This is a genomic window from Thermococcus sp. GR6 (genome assembly GCF_012027415.1).
GTDB lineage: Archaea > Methanobacteriota_B > Thermococci > Thermococcales > Thermococcaceae > Thermococcus > Thermococcus onnurineus.
Window position 1 is genome coordinate 1 of the sequence record NZ_SNUM01000001.1, and the last position, 16172, is coordinate 16172.

General features: G+C 52.8%; 23 protein-coding genes, 1 rRNA gene and 1 pseudogene. 12 read left to right on the forward strand and 13 right to left on the reverse strand.

Features of this window, described 5'->3' with window-relative positions; all coding sequences use genetic code 11:
• The 3 genes from rrf to E3E32_RS00015 form a co-directional block, all read left to right on the forward strand.
• Positions 1-108 (forward strand): 5S ribosomal RNA (gene rrf / locus E3E32_RS00005); the annotation flags it as partial.
• Positions 109-161: 53 nt separating this feature from the next.
• Complete coding sequence (locus E3E32_RS00010) at positions 162-821, forward strand: protein-L-isoaspartate(D-aspartate) O-methyltransferase (protein WP_167729662.1); 660 nt, start codon at positions 162-164, stop codon at positions 819-821.
• A gap of 38 nt (positions 822-859) precedes the next feature.
• The gene (locus tag E3E32_RS00015; RefSeq protein ID WP_167729663.1) at positions 860-1483 is read left to right on the forward strand and encodes an HAD-IB family phosphatase; all 624 of its coding nucleotides are present in this window, start codon (positions 860-862) and stop codon (positions 1481-1483) included.
• Positions 1484-1662: 179 nt separating this feature from the next.
• Here E3E32_RS00015 and E3E32_RS00020 read toward each other — a convergent pair whose 3' ends face one another.
• Both E3E32_RS00020 and E3E32_RS00025 read right to left on the reverse strand, forming a co-directional pair.
• Entirely contained in the window at positions 1663-2793 is a 1131-nt protein-coding gene (locus E3E32_RS00020; RefSeq protein ID WP_167729664.1) for an A24 family peptidase C-terminal domain-containing protein, read from the reverse strand.
• A 9-nt stretch (positions 2794-2802) separates the two neighbouring features.
• Complete coding sequence (locus E3E32_RS00025) at positions 2803-2970, reverse strand: class III signal peptide-containing protein (RefSeq protein WP_167729665.1); 168 nt, start codon at positions 2968-2970, stop codon at positions 2803-2805.
• Between the two features lie 93 nt (positions 2971-3063).
• Here E3E32_RS00025 and E3E32_RS00030 point away from each other — a divergent pair, with 93 nt between their 5' ends.
• On the forward strand, positions 3064-3399 hold the full coding sequence (locus E3E32_RS00030) for an ASCH domain-containing protein (RefSeq protein ID WP_167730831.1): 336 nt from the start codon (positions 3064-3066) through the stop codon (positions 3397-3399).
• A gap of 3 nt (positions 3400-3402) precedes the next feature.
• A complete protein-coding gene (locus E3E32_RS00035; protein ID WP_167729666.1) occupies positions 3403-3972 on the forward strand; it encodes an ASCH domain-containing protein in 570 nt (189 codons plus the stop codon).
• Here the strand turns inward: E3E32_RS00035 and E3E32_RS00040 are convergent.
• Positions 3953-4234, reverse strand: a complete 282-nt coding sequence (locus tag E3E32_RS00040; RefSeq protein ID WP_167729667.1) for a hypothetical protein — start codon at positions 4232-4234, stop codon at positions 3953-3955. The genes E3E32_RS00035 and E3E32_RS00040 overlap by 20 nt on opposite strands.
• A 158-nt stretch (positions 4235-4392) precedes the next feature.
• On the opposite strand from E3E32_RS00040, the gene E3E32_RS00045 reads away from it, so the two are divergent.
• Positions 4393-5103, forward strand: coding sequence for a TIGR02253 family HAD-type hydrolase (locus tag E3E32_RS00045; protein WP_167730832.1), 711 nt, complete (start codon positions 4393-4395; stop codon positions 5101-5103).
• An 83-nt stretch (positions 5104-5186) separates the two neighbouring features.
• Here the strand turns inward: E3E32_RS00045 and pgsA are convergent, their stop codons facing one another.
• The 3 genes from pgsA to E3E32_RS00060 are packed head-to-tail and all read right to left on the reverse strand — an operon-like array spanning position 5187 to position 7897.
• Positions 5187-5750, reverse strand: a complete 564-nt coding sequence (gene pgsA / locus E3E32_RS00050; protein WP_167729668.1) for an archaetidylinositol phosphate synthase — start codon at positions 5748-5750, stop codon at positions 5187-5189.
• Between the two features lie 3 nt (positions 5751-5753).
• The gene (locus E3E32_RS00055; protein ID WP_167729669.1) at positions 5754-6293 is read right to left on the reverse strand and encodes a tRNA (cytidine(56)-2'-O)-methyltransferase; all 540 of its coding nucleotides are present in this window, start codon (positions 6291-6293) and stop codon (positions 5754-5756) included.
• Complete coding sequence (locus tag E3E32_RS00060) at positions 6290-7897, reverse strand: transglutaminase-like domain-containing protein (RefSeq protein WP_167729670.1); 1608 nt, start codon at positions 7895-7897, stop codon at positions 6290-6292. Before E3E32_RS00060 ends, E3E32_RS00055 begins: the two co-directional genes overlap by 4 nt.
• Positions 7898-7946: 49 nt before the next feature.
• Between E3E32_RS00060 and E3E32_RS00065 the strand changes: the two genes are divergently transcribed.
• The 4 genes from E3E32_RS00065 to E3E32_RS00075 are packed head-to-tail and all read left to right on the forward strand — an operon-like array spanning position 7947 to position 10100.
• The gene (locus E3E32_RS00065) at positions 7947-8720 is read left to right on the forward strand and encodes an S-adenosyl-l-methionine hydroxide adenosyltransferase family protein (RefSeq protein ID WP_167730833.1); all 774 of its coding nucleotides are present in this window, start codon (positions 7947-7949) and stop codon (positions 8718-8720) included.
• A 12-nt stretch (positions 8721-8732) separates the two neighbouring features.
• Positions 8733-9296: a nicotinamide-nucleotide adenylyltransferase gene (locus tag E3E32_RS00070; protein ID WP_167729671.1), complete on the forward strand. Its 564-nt coding sequence runs from the start codon at positions 8733-8735 to the stop codon at positions 9294-9296.
• A 40-nt stretch (positions 9297-9336) separates the two neighbouring features.
• On the forward strand, positions 9337-9522 hold the full coding sequence (locus tag E3E32_RS10220; RefSeq protein WP_370456340.1) for a nucleotidyltransferase domain-containing protein: 186 nt from the start codon (positions 9337-9339) through the stop codon (positions 9520-9522).
• A complete protein-coding gene (locus tag E3E32_RS00075; RefSeq protein WP_240910528.1) occupies positions 9474-10100 on the forward strand; it encodes a nucleotidyltransferase in 627 nt (208 codons plus the stop codon). Before E3E32_RS10220 ends, E3E32_RS00075 begins: the two co-directional genes overlap by 49 nt.
• On the opposite strand, the gene E3E32_RS00080 is transcribed toward E3E32_RS00075, so the two are convergent.
• Complete coding sequence (locus E3E32_RS00080; RefSeq protein WP_167729672.1) at positions 10078-10662, reverse strand: HAD family phosphatase; 585 nt, start codon at positions 10660-10662, stop codon at positions 10078-10080. The genes E3E32_RS00075 and E3E32_RS00080 overlap by 23 nt on opposite strands.
• A 10-nt stretch (positions 10663-10672) precedes the next feature.
• Positions 10673-11860: an MFS transporter gene (locus E3E32_RS00085; RefSeq protein ID WP_167729673.1), complete on the reverse strand. Its 1188-nt coding sequence runs from the start codon at positions 11858-11860 to the stop codon at positions 10673-10675.
• Between the two features lie 115 nt (positions 11861-11975).
• Between E3E32_RS00085 and E3E32_RS00090 the strand changes: the two genes are divergently transcribed.
• The gene (locus E3E32_RS00090) at positions 11976-12494 is read left to right on the forward strand and encodes a hypothetical protein (RefSeq protein WP_167729674.1); all 519 of its coding nucleotides are present in this window, start codon (positions 11976-11978) and stop codon (positions 12492-12494) included.
• Here E3E32_RS00090 and E3E32_RS00095 read toward each other — a convergent pair.
• The 4 genes and pseudogenes from E3E32_RS00095 to E3E32_RS00105 form a co-directional block, all read right to left on the reverse strand.
• Positions 12491-12955 (reverse strand): GNAT family N-acetyltransferase, encoded by a 465-nt coding sequence (locus tag E3E32_RS00095; protein ID WP_240910529.1) that lies wholly within the window; start codon positions 12953-12955, stop codon positions 12491-12493. The genes E3E32_RS00090 and E3E32_RS00095 overlap by 4 nt on opposite strands.
• Entirely contained in the window at positions 12930-13055 is a 126-nt protein-coding gene (locus E3E32_RS10155; protein ID WP_255453200.1) for a hypothetical protein, read from the reverse strand. Before E3E32_RS10155 ends, E3E32_RS00095 begins: the two co-directional genes overlap by 26 nt.
• A 36-nt stretch (positions 13056-13091) precedes the next feature.
• Complete coding sequence (locus tag E3E32_RS00100; RefSeq protein WP_240910530.1) at positions 13092-13589, reverse strand: GNAT family N-acetyltransferase; 498 nt, start codon at positions 13587-13589, stop codon at positions 13092-13094.
• 35 nt (positions 13590-13624) lie between these two features.
• Positions 13625-14430, reverse strand: a pseudogene (locus E3E32_RS00105) (GNAT family N-acetyltransferase).
• A 72-nt stretch (positions 14431-14502) separates the two neighbouring features.
• Between E3E32_RS00105 and E3E32_RS00110 the strand changes: the two are divergent.
• Positions 14503-15006 carry a hypothetical protein gene (locus tag E3E32_RS00110; protein WP_167730835.1) on the forward strand — a complete coding sequence of 168 codons (504 nt, stop codon included), beginning with the start codon at positions 14503-14505 and terminating at the stop codon, positions 15004-15006.
• Here the strand turns inward: E3E32_RS00110 and E3E32_RS00115 are convergent.
• Positions 14978-16138: an MFS transporter gene (locus E3E32_RS00115; RefSeq protein WP_167729675.1), complete on the reverse strand. Its 1161-nt coding sequence runs from the start codon at positions 16136-16138 to the stop codon at positions 14978-14980. The genes E3E32_RS00110 and E3E32_RS00115 overlap by 29 nt on opposite strands.
• Between the last annotated feature and the right edge of the window lie 34 nt (positions 16139-16172).

Consider the following 16172-nt stretch of genomic DNA (forward strand, 5'->3'; position numbering starts at 1 on the left):
CGGCGGGGTCACACCCGGTCTCGTTTCGACCCCGGAAGTTAAGCCCGCCAGCGATCCCGGGTGTACTGCCCTCCGAGAGGGGGCGGGAAACCGGGGACGCCGCCGGCCACTATTCCTTGCTTCTTCGCAAACGTTATATCTATAAGGGAGTATTTTTATCCATGAGTGATGAACTATATCGAAAGTGGGAGAGGACTGTTGAAGTCCTCGTTAGGGAGGGCATAATCCGGAGCGAAAAGGTCAGACAGGCTTTTCTGAAGGTCCCGAGGTATCTCTTCGTTCTTCCTGAGCATAAAAGGTGGGCGCACGTTGACGAACCGCTTCCCATTCCTGGCGGTCAGACGATAAGCGCCCCCCACATGGTCGCGATAATGCTCGAGCTTGCCGAACTTGAGGAAGGTATGAACGTTCTTGATGTAGGTACTGGAAGCGGCTGGAACGCGGCTTTGACAGCGGAGCTTGTTAAGACTGACGTCTATACCGTCGAGAGGATTCCGGAGCTCCTCGAGTTCGCGAGGAAAAATCTTGAAAAAGCCGGCTATGCCGATAGGGTTCACGTCATCATCGGCGATGGCACCAAAGGTTTCCCACCTAAAGCGCCCTATGACAGGATAATGGTCGCCGCTGGAGCACCAAATGTCCCAGAACCTCTCGTTGAACAGCTCAAGCCTGGAGGAAAGCTCATAATCCCCGTCGGAAGCTACCACCTTTGGCAGGAGTTGTACGAGGTAATAAAGCTTAAGGACGGAAGCGTGAAGGTCAAGCGGCACGGTGGAGTTGCCTTTGTGCCCCTCATCGGGGAGCACGGCTGGAAGGAGTAGGCTTTTAAGTCGTGATGAGTTTTTCCTCTGGTGGTATCATGGTGAGACTGATTGCCTTTGACCTTGAGGGAACGCTGGTCAAATCCGTCTCAAGCTGGGTGGAGCTTCACAAGAAGTTTGGAACCTGGGATAAGGGTAAGGAGTATGCTGAGCGCTTCTTCGCTGGGGAGTTTGACTACGCAACATGGGCAGAGCTCGACGCTTTGCTTTGGAAGGGCCATACAAAGGAGGAGATAATGGAGTGGGCTAACTCCGTGGAGTACATGGATGGTGCATGGGAGCTCATTGAATTTCTGAGGAAGAATAATTTCAAAATAGCAATACTAAGCAGCGGACTGATGTGCCTTGCGAGGAGGATAGCCAGCGAGCTTGGCGTTGACTATGTCTTTGCCAACGAGCTGATTTTTGACGAGAACGGGGTTATTACGGGGGAGGTAAATCCTGCCGTGGATTTCCAGAGCAAGGGAAAAATTCTGGAGAACCTCAAGAGGGAGCTCAATCCTGAGCTGACGGTAGCAGTCGGCGACGGCTACAATGACCTCAGCATGTTCAGCGTTGCGGATGTCAGCATCGCCATAAACCCGCACGAGGGAGTTGAGGGAGACCACAACGTCGAGAGTCTGCATGAGGTCATGGAGATCATCAAGGGACTCCTTGACTGATTTTCTATGCTTTTCCCGGGGTCGGTGAAGGGCGTGGTCATCACGACGCCGCGCGGCTTCAGCAAAGCAAAAGCTCGTCATCCCCCTGTCGGCCCGACCGGAACCCCCGCTTCACTTCTCAGCGGAGAGGGCGGGCAGCCGGGCCGATAGAGGGTTCGGCGAGGAGTTAAAAAGCATTACTAAAGCCCGGCTATTTTGAGCTGTATCCACCAGAAGATGTCGCCCCAGAAGTAGGATATCAGGAAGCCGATGAAGAGTGCGGGGGCAAATGGCATGGTCTTTTTCCTTAAAAAGCTGTTTTCAAGCTTCCCTTCCTCAACAAGGCGCTTGAGCTCCTCAATCTGCTCCTTCTTCAGCCCCTCTGCGGTGGGTGACGCTATTATCCTGCCGTAGTCAGGTTTGAGCAGTTCGAGGTTGGCCGTCATGATGGCGATTTTCATGCGCGTGAATGGATCCGTTCTGTCCCTTCCAATCCTTCCGTCCTTCTCGAATATTGTCTCGCCCAGAACGTCCCACTCCTCCAGCTTCTCAACTGGAACTTCCTCCATGAGAACCTCGGTGCGCATGAACTTTACGGTCGAGAGGAACACCTTAAAGAGGTATATCACTGCGAGCAGTCTGACGAAGACCCAGAGAGCCTTTTCTGGGTCGAGGTAGATGAGGTAGCCGAGGACGATGAACCCGAGTACGTTTCCGATTTTCCCTGCCTTTCCGAGGAGAATTATGATGACAACGGTTGTCAGCCACCCGAGGATGCCGCCAAGCGCTATTCCAGTAGTCTCGTAGAGGACTATCTGCAATCCCAGCGCCGCGGTTATCCAGAGTGCCACCTCAGCTGTGAGCTTTGCTCCACTGGTGAGTATCTCCCTCAGCTCGGCGAACTTTTTCCTGACAATCAGCACTCCAAGGGAGTAGAGGAATATGAAGGGGAATATCGCAATGATGCTGTTGAGGAGTATGGAGATGGGGTAGAGCGGATAGTTCAGGGCATATGGTGGGATTAGGGAGGCCGTTGATGGGGGATATGGCAGCAGGGCGGAGAAACCCGCCAGTATTACAACGTCTCCGCTTGCCCAGGCGCCGAGGAAGTATAGAACAAGGCCCAGGATAAGCCCGATGAAAAAGCCGATAAGTCCTGAGATTGCAAGCATAGTGTTGTGCTCGACGAAGAAACCCCTGTAGAGGTAGTAAACTATACCTAGACCAGTTATTGGAAGGACATGGAGGTCATCGATAAAGCCGGTCTTCATATCAGTGTACGAGGTAACGACTCCTATAACCAGCCCCAGAATGAGGGGAACATGGTCCATAATTTCACCTCAGAGGTCTTCGAGAATCTGCTTCCTGACCTGAGTGGTGTAATTAGATATCGCCTCGTTGAGGTTCTTCGTTCCGTTGAGCACGATCCTAGCCGCCATAACTACGAGCACGAGCACAGCGGCCAGCATGAAAAGGTACTCAATCGCGCTCTGAGCTTTTCTCATCATCTCTCACACCTAAACTATCTGCGGCGCTAAAGGATTTAAAAGTTTCCATCGGCTAAGCTTTTAAGCGGAGCGAAAAATGAAAGCGTGGTGAAAATGAAGGTTTACAGACTTCGCGTGAGAGACGAATACCTCGACTACATCAAGTCCGGAGAGAAGAGAATAGAGGTTAGGGTGGCATATCCCCAGCTGAGGAACATAAAACCGGGTGATAAGATACTCTTCAACAACGAAGTTCCTGCCGTTGTTACGGGAGTGAAACGCTACGAGACGTTCAGACAGGTTCTCCGCGAGGAGCCGATTAAGAAGATATTCCCCGACGAGCCGAGCTTTGAAAGGGCCCTTAAGAGGTTCCACAACATGTACCCCAAGTGGAAGGAGAACAGGTATGGGGTAATAGCCATAAGGTTCAAGCTGATCGGCGAGGGGTGAGTCATGAAGCACCTTGAGTTCGACGGCAAATACGCCGATTTAATCCTCAAGGGCAAGAAAATAGCCACAGTGAGGTTGGGCAGGAAGCCGAACCTCCAGTCCGGCGACGAAGTGCTCATCCACTCAGGTGGCTACGCTATAGCAAAGGCCGTAATCGAGAGGGTCGAAAGCAAGACAGTTGGGGAACTCACAGATGAGGACGCTTTTCTCGACGGATTTTCAAGCAGGGAAGAGCTGATTAAAGCTTTGAAGGAGCACTACAGGTACGTGAACGATGACTCAAAGGCCCACGTGATAGTATTCCGCATCGTTGAGCGCTTTGATAGGCCGGTTACCTCATCTGACTACGCCTACGAGGGGAACCTGCCGATTGAGATAGCTGAGATGGCCCTGAAGCACCTCGACCTTCCTGAGGGGGACAGAAAGCTCATCGAGCTCTTCCTTCAGGCGGGCAGTCTGAGGAAAGCCGCATACAGGCTTGGAGGTTTGAACAAGCGCTATCTGATAAGAGACGCGTTGAGGAGGGCCTACGAAGAGCTGAAAAAGAGGGGCCTCATGGGGCCGAAGCTCTGACGCTCTCGAGCATGCTCACTTTAACTCCTTCTCCTTCACTGTTCTTGACGGCGGAGAGCTTTACCGGAATGAGCTTGAAGGTTCCTCCGTGAATAAGCCTTCTAAGCTTCCTCTCAAACTCCTCGGCTTCCTTCTCGCTCATGAACTCCACCTTCGCTATGAAGTCGTACTCCCCGTAGAGCCAGTAGCCTTCGACGGGGAGCTTCTCTAAAACCTCGTCCCGGACACCCCAGACGAGGAGTATTGCTTCGATTTTGCTCACCTCCTTCCCTTTCCCCTTTGTGCTCTGCCCATTGATAAAAGCCTTTCCAAAGTTTTTCTGTCATCAAGGCAAGTTCATGAAAACTTTTCGATCAAAAGTTGTCGTTGTGCCAAGGGAACGGTTTTAACGTCCCTCCCTAAGTTCCTACGGTGGTAAAGATGCTCAGGGCGGTCTTCTTCGACTTCGTTGGCACGCTCATAACGAAGGAAGGGGAAAACGTAACCCACCAGCACATCGTTGGAGATGTTCTCAGAAGGGCCGGCAGGGAAGATTTGGACGTCGTTAAAGTCTGGGGGGAGTACGAGGCTGAAAGCTCGGCCCTCTTCAAGGAGCTCGCCGGAAAGCCCTACGTTAAGATAAGGGATGTCGACACCGAGGCCATGCGGAAGGTTGCCGAGCGCTACGGCTTCTCCGTTCCCGAGGATTTCTGGGAGATAAGCATCGCCATGCACGAAAAATACGGAAAACTCTTCGACGATGCCGTTGAGACAATCAAGGCCCTGAAAGACCTTGGCCTCCATGTTGGCATTATAACCGACTCCGACAACGACTACATCGAGGCTCACCTTAAGGCTCTCGGCATCTACGAGCTCTTCGACAGCATAACGACCAGCGAGGACGCTGGCTACTACAAGCCTCATCCTAGGCCCTTCCAGCTTGCCCTGGAGAAGGCGGGAGTTAAAGCCGAGGAGGCCATTTACGTCGGCGATAATCCGGCAAAGGACTGCGTCGGAGCGAAAAGCGTCGGCATGATTAGCGTCCTGCTCGACCCGAGTGGGACAAAGCGTGAGCTCTGGGAGAACTGCGATTTTGTCGTCTCAAAGCTTGGAGAGGTCGTCGAGATAGCCAGGGGCATGCTCGAGAAATGAGAAAGGGGTCGGCAACGGCAGGGCTCATCATCCAGTGCAAAGCGCGTTTCAGCTAGCGAAATTCTCGTCATTCCCCCTTCTTTTCACTTCAATCTTTTGTAGGCCTCCCACATCCTCTGGAGAACTGTTATCCATGTCAGAACGGCGACGGTGTAGACGCCGTACTCCACGTATCCGAACAGGGCGGTGATTATAAGTATGAGGAGTCTTTCTGCCCTCTCCGCTATTCCCACCGCCAAAGTTCCGGAGCCGGCAAGCTCGGCCCTGCAGCGCTCGTAACTGACGAGATAGCTCCCCATGAAGGCAATAAAAGCTATCCTCCAGTCAACAAGGTTTCCGAGGGCTATTCCGAAGAGCACGGCTCCATCGCTTATCCTGTCAAAGGTTGAATCTAGGAATGCTCCAAACTTGCTCGTCTTGCCCGTCATTCTGGCGAGAGTTCCGTCGAGTGCATCAATGAGAGAACCAACGAGAAGGACGAGGGCGGCTATAAACTGCTCGCCGCGGTAGAAGAAGTAGGCGCCGATTAAACTTATCAAAAGCCCAACGAAGGTTATCTGATTCGGTGTAACCCCAGCTTTTGCGAGCGGCCTTACGATGGCCTCAAGGAAGCCTTTGACGTTGGCCCTGTACCTGTTGAGCACCATGCCTTACTCCCCCAGCTCTACCACTTTCTTGCCCTTCTCCTGGGGTATTATCTTGAGCCTTGCGTTCTGGAACTCCTTCCTCAGGCCAGCACCATTGAGAAGTCTGTCGAGGAAGACTGCTAAAGCAGCCACCTCGCTGTGGGGCTGGTTTCCGACGGCCACGTTGTAGTCGGCCATTTCGTAAACTTCTTTTGGCACCTTCTCGGCGCCGACGATCACCATAATGTCTCTTCCCGATTTCAGTTCTTCCTTAATCTTCGGAACGGCATCATCGATGTGAATACCGTACATGGTCAGATGGGCTATTATTCCGCCCATCTCTTTCCACTCGCGCATCACTTTTTTCCAGCTCGGGTTGAACTCTATCTCAAAGGGCCCGCCCCACCTCTCAACGACGTCCTCTACGCTATCCTTAACGTGCTCGTCGAGCTCAGCCGCGATTATTATTTTATCTGCCCCGAAGGCTCTAGCTGTTAAGGCCACATGTGTGGTTATCCTTTTATCCCTCTCCGGTCTGTGTCCAAGGCGAAGCACGGCTATCATCCGACCTCCCCCGCGAATATTCTCCAGTACTTTGTGAAGTCGTCTCCCCAGGCCATGTTCTTGTAGAACTCGTACATGGTTTTTACGTCTTGCTCTATCTTACCCGTGCGGTACTCCGCGATGATTCTGTTGAGGTCCTCTTCATTTGGAGCCGAGGCGAAGAGGAAGAGGGCGTAAAGCCTCTCGTTCTCGTCGAGGTTGCTCATCACGAGCATTAGCTTGGAACGGAGCTCTGGTTTGAGTCTCTCTGTGACAATCCTGAGAAGCCTGTCCTCCAGATTGGCTAGGAAGTCCCCGGTAACGTCCACATGCTCATGGCCCTCGAGCGTCTCTGGGGCTTGAGCGACTATACGATAACCGTCACGCGTCACAAGCTGATAGAGCTTGGGGAAGTAGGGACTCGCCAGGTACTCATCGAGAGAACCCACGAAGCCGTGCCTGATGTCAACTATGTACCAGCCGTCGGCGGTGTAGAACTCTGTCATCGGCCTCAGCGTGCAGTCCGTGCCATTGGAGAGAGTTATAACCCTGGCAGGGACATCAACGGAGCGCAGCATGGCAGTCATAAGTATCTGTGCCTCAGCGTAGCTTATCCTATCCTGCTGGAGTATCTTGGACGGCTCGAGGGTTGAGGTTGTGTCTCCGAATGAGTACGTCCTCATCATCCAGTCGTAGATGGCTTTCACTGCATGGAACTCTGACTCGGCGTTTCCGATGATCTTGAGAGTCATGTCCCTCAGCTCGCTTCCCTTGAAAGCCGGCATTGAGTTGTAGCGCTCTGCCCAGTAGCCGTCAACTATGTACTCGTCGGTTATCCAGTGGTATTTGAGTCCATATGCCTCTTTCAGGGTCTCGTTGCTCTCGTTCCAGGGCGTCCACACTACTTTAAGGGGCACACTCTTCACCACGCTGCCCTCTGCCCCGCTGATTGCATACTTGAGTATTACCGAGACGTAACCGTCCCTGTATGCGTAGGGCACGCTGACGGTATAGCTCAGTCTAATCTTCCCATTGCCATCTATTGTGTCGGGAAGGGCATTGGCGCTGATGAGCCTCATCCCGTCGAGGAGGTTGAAGCTTATATCGCGGAGCTCAACCGGAACCTCGAGGGTGTTCTCGATTGTGACGGTTATCCTGGCCGTTTCCCCTCCTTTCAGAGTTGTTGGGGCTTCCACGTTGAGTTTGAGCTCGTCAGGTGGACCGGCCTCGTTCGAGACTGTTATCCTGAACTGTCCGTAGAAGCCTGTCCAAGAGCGTTTGAGTTCATCAGTCAGCTCTAAGGAGAGTTTGAGGTTGTAAACGCCCGGCTTCATGGGTGCCCTCAGGATCCAGACGAGCTGAACGCTGTCTCCAACCTTCAGGACATCGGGAAACTTCGGCTCTTGGAGTATCTGGAAGTTGTCATCACCTAGGACAAGGGTTGCTCCCGTTAGGCCGACTTTTCCGGTGTTGTTTACGAAGACCATCACATGGAGCGTTCCACCAGGCCTTGCCAGGGTCTTGTCAACCGAGAATCTGACCTCGGCCGGTGGCTTGAAGAGGCAGCCTGAAACCAGCACCAGGAGGACCAGGAGAATCACCACGGGGCCTTTCCTCATAACCATCTTCCAAAGTCTCTTAAGCACTGACGTTAATAAAGTTTGGGTGGTGGCAGTGATAACGCTGACGACAGATTTCGGTTTGAAGGGGCCCTACGTCGGCGAGATGAAGGTGGCAATGCTCAGGGTCAACCCCGGGGCAGTGCTCGTTGACGTAACCCACTCAGTAACGAGGCACTCAATTATAGAAGGCTCCTTTGTCATGGAGCAGGTTGTCAAGTATTCGCCTAAAGGCACCGTCCACGTTGGAGTGATTGATCCTGGTGTCGGGACGAGCAGGAGGGCTATCATTATAGAGGGTGAGCAGTTTCTGGTTGTCCCCGACAATGGATTGGCAACACTCCCCATGAAGCACATAAAACCGAGAGCAGTCTACGAAATAGACTTTGGGAAGATAAAGCGCTTTACTGGCTGGAGGATAAGCTCGACCTTCCATGGACGGGACATCTTCGGGCCTGCTGGAGCCCTGCTGGATGCTGGGCATTCCCCAGAAGAGCTCGGTCGAGAGATTCCCCTGGAAAGCTTAATTAGGCTTGAGGTCGAGCCCAAAAAAGAAGGCGAAATCTGGAAGCTCAAGGTAATCTACATAGACGACTTCGGGAACGTCATACTCAACCTTGAGGACTACGGAAGGCCAAAGGCCGTTGAGCTCATCGACTTTGAGTTACTCATTCCTTACCTCGAAACCTATGGCCTGGTAAAGCCCGGTGAGCTTCTGGCTTTGCCCGGAAGTCACGACTACCTCGAGATAGCCGTCAACCAGGGTTCTGCTGCTGAAAGGCTCGGGCTGAAGGTTGGGGATGAGGTGAGGGTGAGGTTGGTTCAATGAGAGGTGATTAAAATGCCGAAGCGTGGTCTGTTCGTCGGCCGTTTCCAACCGGTTCACAACGGGCACATAAAGGCCCTTGAGTTTGTTTTCTCGCAGGTGGACGAGGTAATAATAGGCATCGGCAGCGCTCAGGCCAGCCACACACTCAAGAACCCCTTCACGACGAGCGAAAGGATGGAGATGCTCATAAGGGCTCTGGACGAGGCGGGTCTGGAGAAGCGCTACTACCTGATTCCGCTACCGGACATCAACTTCAACGCCATCTGGTCAACCTACGTCCAGAGCATGGTTCCAAGATTTGACGTCGTCTTCACTGGAAACTCTCTTGTCGCTCAGCTCTTCCGTGAGCGGGGATACGAGGTCATAGTACAACCCATGTTCAGGAAGGACATCCTCTCGGCAACTGAGATAAGAAAGCGCATGATGAATGGCGAGCCTTGGGAGGAGCTCGTGCCGAAGAGCGTCGCCGAGTTCATAAAGGAAATCAAGGGTGTTGAAAGGATAAAGATGCTCGCCACAAATCTTGAAAACTCGGAGAAAGAACTGCAGGCGCCAATAAGGATTCCCGAATTTTAGAAGCCTTGTATCTCTTTACTTTGAACTAGGAGAGATCGGTATGGAGACAGACTGGCATCTCGCTTTGGAAAAGTTCATTGAGGACTGGAAAATTAAGGACTTCGTTGAGGCCGCTTTGCTAACTGGAAGTTATGCAGTTGGGCTACAGACCAGATACTCCGATGTAGACTTTACATCGTGCTCTCTGAAGACGTTGGATGGAGGGAGAGAGGAAACGTCGTTATAGACGGGACTTTAATCGAGTACTTCGCAAATCCAGCAAGACAGATCAGGCACTATTTTGAGAAGGAGTTTGCCCAGAACAGCCGGGCCACCGCGAGGATTATAGTAATTGGGAAAGTGCTCTTTGACAAGACAGGAATAGCTGAGGTTCTAAAGGCGGAAGCGCTGGAATACATGAAGAGATCCTTTGAACGGCCCGATGAGACCTGGGTGGAAGTAGCTAAGTACTCCCTCTGGGACATGCTCGACAGTCTGAAGGACGCTGAAGACAGGAACGATCCCAGCTCTGGCTATCTCTACAACCTGGCCCTCAACAGAGCTCTTGAGGTTTATTCGAAGTTTTTGGGTGTTGAAATTCCTCCAGCGAGCAAAGTTTACTGCCTTTTCAGGGACGAAGGGTTCAGAAAAGCGTACATGTTTGAGGAATTCCCAGATAGGAAGTTCGTGGGATTGTTCCTGAATGCTCTTGAGAGAAGCAAGGCTGAAAATCTGGAGAGAGTCATAACGCACATCTTCGAGAGAATGGGAGGATTCAATATCAACGGCTGGCGGCTGAGAACTAAGGCTTTAGATTCTTTATGAAATCTACCAGCTCTTTCAGGTCTTTCACCAGAAGATCCGCCCCTGGGACGCTCCTGCCCACCGCTATTCCCACGTCGGCCCTCTCGAACATCTTGGCGTCCGCGTAACCGTCTCCCATAGCGAGGATAAAACAGTCTCTTAATCTTTCGAGGAACTCCCCTTTATCCCGGAATCTCAGCCTTATTCCCTGGAACTTTCCGTCCTCAAAGATTGCCCTGTTGGCTATGATCTCGTCTCCGAGCCTCTTAAACGGTTCAAGGACTTCCTCAAAGGAACCGCTGATGAGAACCACCTTAAAGCCCTTCTCCCTGAGCGTTTCAACGAGCTCTCTCGCCTCAGGACTCACGTTCACCTTCTCCCTCGTCCTGAGGAACGTCCCCTCGTCGATACCTCTTATGAGCTCCACCCGTTTGAGGAGGGAATCCAGCCACTCCACCTCCCCGGAGAGGCCCTTTTCAAGAAGCTCCCCTATCTCCCGTTTTCCGGTTATTCTGGCCATCTCCCTCCAGAACTCGAAGTCTGTTAAAGTCCCCTCGATGTCTATTACCGCGACCTTCTTCATTTTCCATCCCTCACTGGAGGCTGCTTCTTACCTTCGCCTTTCTAAAGGCTTCCCCTCTAACGAAAAGTACCCCAGCTAAGAGGAACAGAACTAAGCTGGCTGCATAGGGCAGTGTCGCGTGTACGCTCGCCAGTGCGCCGGCGATGAATGGCGTGACGAGGCCAATTAGCCTGTTGTAGCTCGATATGGCTGCGTGGAACTCGCTAGCCCTTTCCTTCGGAATCAGCGAGAACTGCCACGAGCGGTAGAACGGGAACCAGAGCGTATTCCCGAAGTCCCCCATCGCATAAACAACCAGGGCCAGCCAGAATGGCGGCGAGAGCGCCATGACGAGGGCATAGACCGCGTTGAGGAACATTCCAAGGCCTATCGCCTGAAAGCCCTTCCCCTTCGGAACTCTCTCGCTGGCGTAGGTTCCAATTATCGAGGCCAGACTGCTCGCGCAGGCTATCAGCGTTACCTCGAAGACTGTCTTGTGGAGCACAAAGACGACGTAGTTGATGAGCACCAGCTCAGGCGCGAGGGACCACGCCAGAGTCAGCAGCGCTTCAAAGGCCAGCAGGAGCTTGAACTCGCCGGCCTTGAAAGTGAAGCCCTCAGGGGTTATTCTCTCCTCCCTGCCGGCCGACGGAAGGAAGAGCCAGATGTAGGCGATGGTCGGTATCGAAAGCAGGCCGAAGAAGAGGAACGCTAAACGGTAGTGGTCTGCTGAGCTCCAGACGTAGCCGAAGAGGTAGCCGAGGATCGGGAAGGTTACCAGCCTGCTGATTTCGGGCAGGCGCAGGTGCCAAGCGAAGATTTCTTCGTACCTGTCCTCCGGGTAGATAATCTGCTCATAGGCACGGTAGAGAGGGTAAAGCACCGTCGAGAGCTTCTCGACTGTTCTTCCCGCAAAGAACATGACCGGAGCTATTGCACCTCTGGCAAAGCCGTAGAGGATGTAGGCTATTCCGTCGAGGGCGTCAATCACCATCAGCCCTTTCTTGATGTCCCATCTGTTGAACGCCCTGCCGAGGAGATATGTAAGCGGGATCGCGATGATGTTAACGGCCGTAAAGAACGCCCCGACCTCGAGGACGGAGTAGCCGGAGTACATCATATAGAGGGGCAGAAGAATCCAGACTATGAGCTGGGGTGCGATGATTGTGTGGTAGAGCATGTAGGCTTTGGCATCTCGCGGAATCTCGCCCCAGCGCATAGGAACACCTCTGCAGCTACTCACTGGCACTTTAAGGATGCTCTCTTTAAACTTCTGAAAGTTTCTATCGGGTTAAGTAGAAAGTGTTTTAAAGTCTTTATGTTGAATTCCTTTGGTGGATGCCTTGAAGAATGTGCTGGCATTTGTCATCGTGGCACTCGTCATTTTATCTCTTTTCTCGTCTTACATAGGGTATGAGACTGAAAAGAAAACGAAGTCGGCCATCTCACATCTAGAGATGATATCTGAATTGAACCTTCTCTGTCTCTCGGAAGTTTCCTCCCTTAGGACGATGCTCGATGGCAACGCTTCGGATGACGTGATCAAAGAGAGAGTGAGACTCTATGAAAGCTGCGCCATAACGCTCCAACGCTCTGCCTTTGGTCTGTACTCTCTAACCGGTGACGATAAATACTACACCCTAGGCGTCTTTGCGGCTAATCTTGAGAGCTTTTTCCACACCCTATACACTCATCCAGATAGACTCAAGGAGTCCCTCGAGAAAAATATGAACATCCTTAACTCCATCTCAGTTGTCATCGAGGGGTTTATAGAACAGGCAAGGCAAGTTGATGAGCTAACCCTGCAGGATGTCGAGACTCTGGAAAATCTATCCAAAAGGCTCAGCTATTAACTCCTCAAACACTTCACGTAAATCAGAGCCGGCTCGCCCCATTCTGGATAGGGGTCTATTAAAGCAACCCTGACAAAACCTCTCTTTTCGTAGAACTTCCTCGTTTCATCGTAGGGCTTGTAAGATAGATCGCCTGAGGTTTTCACTACGAGAACTTCGAAGCCTTTCTCAAGCGCCCATCCCTCAATGAAGGCCAGCAGTTCCGAGCCTATTCCTTTCTCTCGCTTCTCACGCTTCACGGCCATCCAGAGGATTTCGAGGGCCTTCTCGTTCAGCGGCTTGAGGGTGATGAACCCGAGGATTTTGCTCCCTTCAACCGCGAGGAAGGTTCTTTCCCTTTCAAGGTCGCGCTCCATCGCCCTAAGCCCGGCCTCGTTGAACCACTCGGGAAGGGCTCTGACGATTTCAAGGCAGACTTTCCTTTCTTCCTCACTCTCAAGGAGTTTTACGATCATCTTCATCGCCACGCGACTCCAACCACTTTTTAAGGGCCTCGTTCACGATTCTCAGGAACTCCTCTTTAGTTCCTCCCTTCTTGTAGAACATCTCAAGGAGCTCCATAAACTGGTGCTCTCCCTCCGTGAATCTTTCACCCCTCTATTCAAAAATCCTGAACCTCTCGCCCAAGAGCTCGACCGTATGGAAGCCCTCATCCCTCGGTGTTGGCTCCAGATCCTTGACAAGCTCAATCGTGTTTATTGTATCGTAGCCGAGCCTCTTCCAGAAGGCTACTGCATCCTTGTCCTGGGGAAGAACGAAGAGGTAGAGCGAGCTGTCCCACTTGAGAACCTCTTGCTCGACCTTTTTGACGAGCTTCCTTCCGATTCCGTGCCCCCTAAACTCAGGCCTGACGTATATCTCCTCGACCCAAAAGCTTCCTTCTCGCGAGGAAACTCTGATGAAGCCGGCACACTTATCATCTTCGACGGCAAGGAAGATGATGTCCCCCCGCTTGAAGTAATAAGTAGCCTCCGCTTTGTATTCCTGCTCGGCGTGTGGGTTCCACCCCTGCTTTCCCCTCAGCTCGCGGAAGAACTCGATGTACAGGCCCTGAAAGTCTCCAAGGTACTCCTCAGTAAGGCGAACTATCTCCATGGGCCTCCTCCAGATTCGCTCTGAGCTTTAAAGCTTTAAAATCCTTTCCTGAACACCAGTACATTGGGATCTTCAGTCTCATCCCAGAGCTTGAGGCCGAGCCCCATTAGACCTGGGAGGACGGGATTCATCCCGCCTAGGAGCATGATGTCAAACCATTCGCCCCTCTCCTTCGCAACGTAGGCCATGGCTGGAAGCATCGTCCTTATGCAGGCAAGCCCAGTTGAGAGCGGAGTGAAGGTCGTTCCTCCTCTGGGGACTATGAACTTGAAGCCATCTACTTCGTAAACCTCCGCCCTCTTCCTGAGCCATTCTAACGTTTCCTCGCTCCTGTGGAGAAACTTCCAGCCGAGCGGGATTATTCCGAGCGTTAAGTCCTCGTAGGTCAGCTCCGAATGGGTCGGTTCCTCTCGATCGAAATCCTCGGCTTTGGCGCCGAGAACGTAGAACCTGGCGAGGACTGAGAAGCCGTCCTTCTTTGCCATAGCTATGCTTTCCTTGTTGAGGAAGTAGGTGGAGAACTCGAGGGCCTCTATTTTCCCTTCCTCGGCAAGCCTCTCACCGAGTTCGAGCATAAAGCTGTGGAGGAGCCTTCCGTAGCCCTGCCCCTGTAATCGGGATGAACGCGCAGGCCCTCAAGCCAGCCAACGCGGTTTGGAAGGAGCGTCAGCTTTGCAGTGCCGATGACCCTGCCGTCCAGCTCCAGGACGTAGAAGTTGCCGTCTTTAACCCAGTCATCGAAAACTTTCGCTAAATAGTCCTCTCCGCCCCACGTGAGCCTTGCTATCTCCTCAATGAATGGCTTATCTTCAGGTCTGGCTTCGCGGATGAACGGCTCCATAGTTTCGTTTCACCGGAGACATCTTAAGGAAAACCTTTTAAGCACCTTTCGTTATTACGACTGGTGGTGTTAATGCAGAGGGTCTGTTCCCTTGTCATTGCGGTTCTTCTGATTCTCTCAACCACCCTCGGCTACCTCTACCACGGGGAGAGAAACGACGTGGAGAACGCGAAGGGGGGCATCTTTCAAGCCTCCACCATGGCCATTTTCTGCCTTTCGGACATGGCTGCCCTTGAAACGATGCTCGAAAACAACGTGAGCGATGATGTTCTAAGGGAAAGGCTGAGCCGCTACACTTACTGCGCCTGGGAGCTGAGCGGGGCATCTTTTTCGCTCTACGAGCTCACGGGGGAGAATAAGTACTGGAACCTCTACGTGGCGGGTGGCAATCTGGAAAGCTACTTCTCAACGGCTGTAAACAGCCCGGATCCCAGAGAGAAGGTTTCCAAGGATGTGAGAATCTTCAATGAACTATCTGAGGAGTTGTCCTCCATACTGCAGAATGGAGGGGTAGAGAACCTCACTGACGCCGAGGCGGAGAGACTTTTCAACCTAGCTCAATCGCTCTCAGGCTGAGCTGGAGAAAAGCCAACGCCACGAGTGCTATGAGAAATGCCCCAGAGGAGAGGCCCAGTGGGGAGAGACCCCTCTCAATCAGCCACGCAAAGAGTATCTGTGAAATTGGAATGACGAGCGTTGCGAGGGCGTCGAAGATTCCCCTGAACGTCCCCAGTCTATCAAGCGGAAAGACCTTCTGGAAGAGGCTGTCGAAGGAGACGTTGAGGAAGGCACCGCCGAGGCCCAGGACGAAGACCGCCGGTAGAAGCGCCGCAACTTTGGGGAGACCAACGAGGATGAGGGCGAAGCTCTGGAGCAGCATACCAGCTAAGAGTGGCCTTCTGATACCCAGTTCCCTTCTGTGGGCAAAGTAGGTGATTCCCAGAACGGCCACCAAACTCCCCACCGTCGTCAGCGACTGAAGTAAGCCGTATATCACCTCTCCCTTTTCCAGGGCCCTGAGCGATGAGAAGACGAATATCCTGAAGGAGCCGAGGGCGAAGTTGAAGAGCAGGAGAGTTACCATGAAGCCAATGACGAGCTTTCTGCTGATTTCAACTGGTTTGGCCCTTTCTTCCGTCTCTTTTTCCCGCTTCACATCAACGTTGAGGTACGGAACCAGCGCGAGCGCACCGATGAGTAAGAGGGCTGCATCTATCAGCATGCTCCATATTCCGAAGCGGTAGGCGAGAAAACCCGCGAGTGGATACGCGAGGAGTGAAGTGGCCTCACCAACGGTCTCCTTGGTCGCGTTGAGCCTCTGGAGTTCGGACTCGTGGAGGGTCATCGAGGCAACCAGCGAAAAGCCGTAGTATCGGTGAAGGATGTCCAAAGCCGAAATCCCCGAGACGATGAGATAGAAGGCCCAGACGTTTGAGGAGAGCGGAATTATGAGAACTGCCAGGAAAGCCTGAAGGATGAGCGCGAGAAAGGCCAGCCTCACCTTTTTGACCGTTCTGTCGAGGGTTCGGCCGAGGATGGGTGGCAGGATAACCCATGGCAGGTGGGTGAAGAGCGCATAGCCACCTATGCTTATCAGTGAGCCCGTGGCGTTCAGGATGCTCCAGGGTAGGGCAACGGTCTCTATGGCATCCCCGGCCACTCTGAGCGAAGCCGTGAGCAGGTGGAGGCGGTAGAGTTTTGATTTCATTGAAATCGCCTGCAATTGCTTTCACAGGATAACC

Coding starts and splice junctions, on each gene's coding strand:
- E3E32_RS10155 (WP_255453200.1), bottom strand. CDS start 13,055: ATGGAGCTCCTTGAGATGTTCTACAAGAAGGGAGGAACTAAAGAGGAG.
- E3E32_RS00010 (WP_167729662.1), top strand. CDS start 162: ATGAGTGATGAACTATATCGAAAGTGGGAGAGGACTGTTGAAGTCCTC.
- E3E32_RS00045 (WP_167730832.1), top strand. CDS start 4,393: ATGCTCAGGGCGGTCTTCTTCGACTTCGTTGGCACGCTCATAACGAAG.
- E3E32_RS00015 (WP_167729663.1), top strand. CDS start 860: ATGGTGAGACTGATTGCCTTTGACCTTGAGGGAACGCTGGTCAAATCC.
- E3E32_RS00100 (WP_240910530.1), bottom strand. CDS start 13,589: ATGGAGATAGTTCGCCTTACTGAGGAGTACCTTGGAGACTTTCAGGGC.
- E3E32_RS00030 (WP_167730831.1), top strand. CDS start 3,064: ATGAAGGTTTACAGACTTCGCGTGAGAGACGAATACCTCGACTACATC.
- E3E32_RS00095 (WP_240910529.1), bottom strand. CDS start 12,955: ATGAAGATGATCGTAAAACTCCTTGAGAGTGAGGAAGAAAGGAAAGTC.
- E3E32_RS00070 (WP_167729671.1), top strand. CDS start 8,733: ATGCCGAAGCGTGGTCTGTTCGTCGGCCGTTTCCAACCGGTTCACAAC.
- E3E32_RS00060 (WP_167729670.1), bottom strand. CDS start 7,897: ATGGTTATGAGGAAAGGCCCCGTGGTGATTCTCCTGGTCCTCCTGGTG.
- E3E32_RS00110 (WP_167730835.1), top strand. CDS start 14,503: ATGCAGAGGGTCTGTTCCCTTGTCATTGCGGTTCTTCTGATTCTCTCA.
- E3E32_RS10220 (WP_370456340.1), top strand. CDS start 9,337: ATGGAGACAGACTGGCATCTCGCTTTGGAAAAGTTCATTGAGGACTGG.
- E3E32_RS00085 (WP_167729673.1), bottom strand. CDS start 11,860: ATGCGCTGGGGCGAGATTCCGCGAGATGCCAAAGCCTACATGCTCTAC.
- pgsA (WP_167729668.1), bottom strand. CDS start 5,750: ATGGTGCTCAACAGGTACAGGGCCAACGTCAAAGGCTTCCTTGAGGCC.
- E3E32_RS00115 (WP_167729675.1), bottom strand. CDS start 16,138: ATGAAATCAAAACTCTACCGCCTCCACCTGCTCACGGCTTCGCTCAGA.
- E3E32_RS00025 (WP_167729665.1), bottom strand. CDS start 2,970: ATGATGAGAAAAGCTCAGAGCGCGATTGAGTACCTTTTCATGCTGGCC.
- E3E32_RS00035 (WP_167729666.1), top strand. CDS start 3,403: ATGAAGCACCTTGAGTTCGACGGCAAATACGCCGATTTAATCCTCAAG.
- E3E32_RS00055 (WP_167729669.1), bottom strand. CDS start 6,293: ATGATAGCCGTGCTTCGCCTTGGACACAGACCGGAGAGGGATAAAAGG.
- E3E32_RS00020 (WP_167729664.1), bottom strand. CDS start 2,793: ATGGACCATGTTCCCCTCATTCTGGGGCTGGTTATAGGAGTCGTTACC.
- E3E32_RS00080 (WP_167729672.1), bottom strand. CDS start 10,662: ATGAAGAAGGTCGCGGTAATAGACATCGAGGGGACTTTAACAGACTTC.